3 protein-coding genes and 1 pseudogene are annotated in these 3,764 nt (G+C 64.1%); all 4 read right to left on the reverse strand.

What is annotated here, in order from left to right; genetic code table 11:
• Positions 1-355 (reverse strand): annotated as a pseudogene (locus CAPSK01_RS10685) (lipase); the annotation flags it as partial.
• Positions 356-370: 15 nt separating this feature from the next.
• Positions 371-1,978: a GMC family oxidoreductase gene (locus CAPSK01_RS10690; RefSeq protein ID WP_034926191.1), complete on the reverse strand. Its 1,608-nt coding sequence runs from the start codon at positions 1,976-1,978 to the stop codon at positions 371-373.
• Positions 1,978-2,481 (reverse strand): hypothetical protein, encoded by a 504-nt coding sequence (locus CAPSK01_RS10695; RefSeq protein ID WP_034926193.1) that lies wholly within the window; start codon positions 2,479-2,481, stop codon positions 1,978-1,980. The genes CAPSK01_RS10690 and CAPSK01_RS10695 overlap by 1 nt, the downstream gene beginning before the upstream one ends.
• The coding region (locus tag CAPSK01_RS10700; protein WP_273703497.1) for a coniferyl aldehyde dehydrogenase at positions 2,478-3,764 on the reverse strand (1,287 nt) is incomplete at its 5' end. The genes CAPSK01_RS10695 and CAPSK01_RS10700, both read right to left, overlap by 4 nt.

Genomic DNA, 3,764 nt, shown 5'->3' on the forward strand with positions numbered 1-3,764 from the left:
TGTAGCCATGGACCAGCAACACCGGCAGGCGCCTGCCGGGCGCTCCGGCCCGGAGACGATCCGTACCCATCCACCAGCGTTCGAAGGGTAAGATCACGATGAAACTGAGCAACATCGCTGCGTACTCGCCCAGCACCATCGGCAAGGTCTGGCGCATCGACAGGTGCGGGGCCGGGGACCGGTAAGCCCAGGCATAGCCGTAGGTGAGCGTGATCAGCACTGCGCGCAGCGAGAGTACACCAGCCAGCGCCAGCCAGGCGGTTGCGGACGGCGAAGCAGCGAAGCCATATCGGGCAATCGCTACGTAAAGCGCCACTTCGATGATCAGGGTAAGGCGAAGAGCACGTGCGAGCATGACCGTCAATCTCCATCAGGGGATGACCGGGTTGGGTTTGCCGGACAATTCGGCGGCCAGCAGGCTGGCGTTACGCGCCACCAGCCCGTAAATCGAGAGCTGTGGATTGACCCCCAGACTGGTTGGAAAGAGCGAACCATCATGAACGGACAGATTGGCGAGCCAGAAGTGCCGGCCGCGATGATCGACGACGCCACGCTGCGGCCCGTCGGCCATCCCGCATCCCCCCATCACATGCGCGCTGACGACCCGGCAGACGAATGGCTTGAGTGGCAGTTCACTGATCCCTTTCCTGGCCTCGGCCCAGCTGGCATAACCTGGAGCCGTTTCGTGCGCCGGCGAGACCCAGCGCGCGCCGGCGGAAAACTGGATTTCGGCCATCGCCAGCAGCGCTCGACGCGTCGCTTCCCAGATCACGTCGCCGAGTGGGTAGTCGAGCACCGGCAGGCCATCGTTGCCGAGACGGACCTGGCCACCGCGACTTTCAGGATGGAAACCGTCGCGCAGCAGCGCCAGCAGCGCGTTGGCCTGCGTGAATTCGCGCATCAGTCTGGCGTGTGCCTCACCAAATCCCTGCAGGGTCGTCGAAAAGAGCACCGGATGCAACGGCGGCGTCTCGATCTTGAAGCCCAGGGGACCGTCGATCGGTGCCTGGTGCAGGAAGTGATCGGAATAGATCGATTGCGGTGCGCCGGCATAGGCGTCGATGCGTTCGGGCATCAGTGCCGACGAAATCACCACGGGATGCAGGAAAGTGCGCTTGCCCAGCAATCGGTAGGGATCGGGAACGCCGCTGCGCAGTAGCAGCGCCGGGCTACCGATGGCACCGCCGGCAATCACGAAGTGGCGAGCGCGCAACTGTACTCGCCTGCCGGCCGGATGGATGCCGTCGGGCTGCAGCGCCATGCAGTCGAGAGCGCTGACCCGGCTGCCGTCGAAACGTAGACGCTCGGCGCGCAGGCGGGTGTACAGCGTCGCTCCACGGTTGAGCGCTGCCGGGATGGTGGTCAGCAGCATTGACTGCTTGGCGTTGGTCGGGCAACCCATGCCGCAGTAGCCGAGGTTCCAGCAACCCTTGACATTGCGCTTGATGACCCCGACCGGAATCGCCAGCTTCTCGCTGCCGGTCACCAGCACCTGATTGTTCGGGTTGGGCGGCGTATCCCAGGGACGCACCCACAGCTTGTGCTCCATCACCGCGAACCAGGAACTCATCGATTCGGCGCTGAGTTGCCGCAAGCCGAACTGGCGTTGCCAGAATTCGAAGACTTCGGCCGGGGTGCGGAAGCTGCTGGTCCAGTTCACTGTCGTCGAACCGCCGACACAGCGTCCCTGCAGAATGTTGATCGCCTTGTCGGCCGTCTTGCGTGAAGCCGATTCCTGATACAGCTCGGGATAGGCGTTGGCCTCGCGCATCTTGAAGTCGCTCGATGAGCGTAGGGGTCCTTCTTCGACGAGCACGACGCGCAGGCCAGCGTCGCTGAGGATGTCGGCAGTGACGCCACCGCCCGCGCCGGTGCCGACGATGACCACATCGAATTCCAGCGTCTGGCCCCTGGCGAGCGTCGATGCGTCGATGTGCTTCCAGCCCGAAGCCAGCCCGGCCCTGATCGGATCGAACATCAGAAGTACCCCTTTGGTGGGCCGGGATAGCCGATGGCCTCCCAGGTGTCGGGACGTGCGTACCAGGCTCCGAAGGTCAGGTCGTGCAGTGCCCCATAGGCCGTCTGCAGCAGGCTGAGGCGACTGGCTCGCCAGGACTGCAGGAATTCGCTGACCTCGGCGACGCTGGCCGCATGCCACGGCTGGCCGACGCCGGCCAGCATCAGCCGCGCCGGTGCCAGCACCAGCAGGCCGAACAACTCGCCGACCTCCTTTTGGGCAGCCAGCGAAAGCCCGGCGATCTCGACGGCGATGCCATCGACGGTCAGGGCCACCAGCCGGTGGCGCTGCACAGGGTCTGTTGGCAGCATTCCTTCAAGCATCGCGTTGCACAGCGCGCCGAGCATCTCGCGCTCGGCAACGCTCAGGCGACGCGCTCCGGCAGCGTTCAGCCAACCGGAGAGCGAGAGCAAGAGACTGCCGGCAAGACCGGTCCTGATGAATTGGCGACGGGACGGAATCATCGCAGGAGGACCCTCGTCAAGCGTTCGAACAAGTGGCGGTAAGGCGGTTTGAACAGGCCGATGCCGGACCATCGTGATTGCCGAAAAACACTCTTTCTGACCGAGAAGGCCTCGAAGCCGGCGAAACCATGATAGCAACCCATGCCGCTCGGACCAACGCCACCGAAAGGCAGGTCGTCCTGCGCAATATGCAGGATGGTGTCGTTGATCGTCACGCCACCGGAGACCGTTTCGTCCAGGATGCGTTCGATCTGCATCCGTTCGCTGTCGAAGTAATACAGCGCCAGCGGGTGCGGCCGGCCGTTGACGAAGGCAATCGCTTCGTCGAGATCACGATAGGGCCGTAGCGGCAGCAGCGGGCCGAAGATTTCCTCCTGCATCACGCGCAATCCGTCATCGGCTCCGAGCAGTGCCAGTGGCGGCAGGTGGCGCCTGATCGGGTCGGCGACGGTATCTGCTGCCAGATCGACAATCGTCGCTCCCGACGTCCTGGCCTCCTCAAGGTAAGCCGACAGGCGCGCGTACTGGCGTTGATCGACGATCGTCGAATAGTCTGCAGTCTTCTCGATGTCGGGATAGCAGGCGGCGACGACACGCCGCGCCTGCTCGATGAATGCCTGCTCCTGTCCGGCCGGCAGCAGCACATAGTCGGGAGCGATACAGGTCTGGCCGGCGTTGAGGCACTTGCCGATGATGATGCGCTCAACGGCGTGAGCAAAGTCGGCAGGGGCCAGCGCCGGGCCGATGATCGCCGGTGACTTGCCGCCGAGTTCGAGCGTCACCGGCGTCAGGTTTTCCGCGGCCGCGCGCATCACCTGGCGACCGACCGGCGTCGAACCGGTGAACAACAGATGGTCGAAGGGAAGCCGCGAGAATTCCCTGGCCACCTCGACGTCACCTTCGACGACCGACAACTCATCATCGGCGAAATATTTTCCAACCAGTTCGGCAAACAGCGACGCGGTTGCCGGGGTGATCTCCGACATCTTGATCAAGGCCCGGTTGCCAGCGGCCAGTGCCGCCGTGAGCGGCGCAGCAGCGAGAAAAATCGGATAGTTCCAGGGAACGATGATGCCGACGGCACCGAGTGGCTGATAACGCACCTCTGCCCGGCCGGGCTGAAACCATAGCGAAACCGGACGTGTCTGCGGCCGCATCCAGCGCCGCAGGTGGCGGCGCGCATGGCAGATTGCTGCGTGGCTTGGAAAAAGCTCGAGCAGGCGCGTTTCGGCTGTCGAACGATGGCCAAAATCGCGACCTATGGCGTCGGCGATCGCCGGCTC

The sequence above is a fragment of the Candidatus Accumulibacter vicinus genome (assembly GCF_000584955.1).
Lineage (GTDB): Bacteria > Pseudomonadota > Gammaproteobacteria > Burkholderiales > Rhodocyclaceae > Accumulibacter > Accumulibacter vicinus.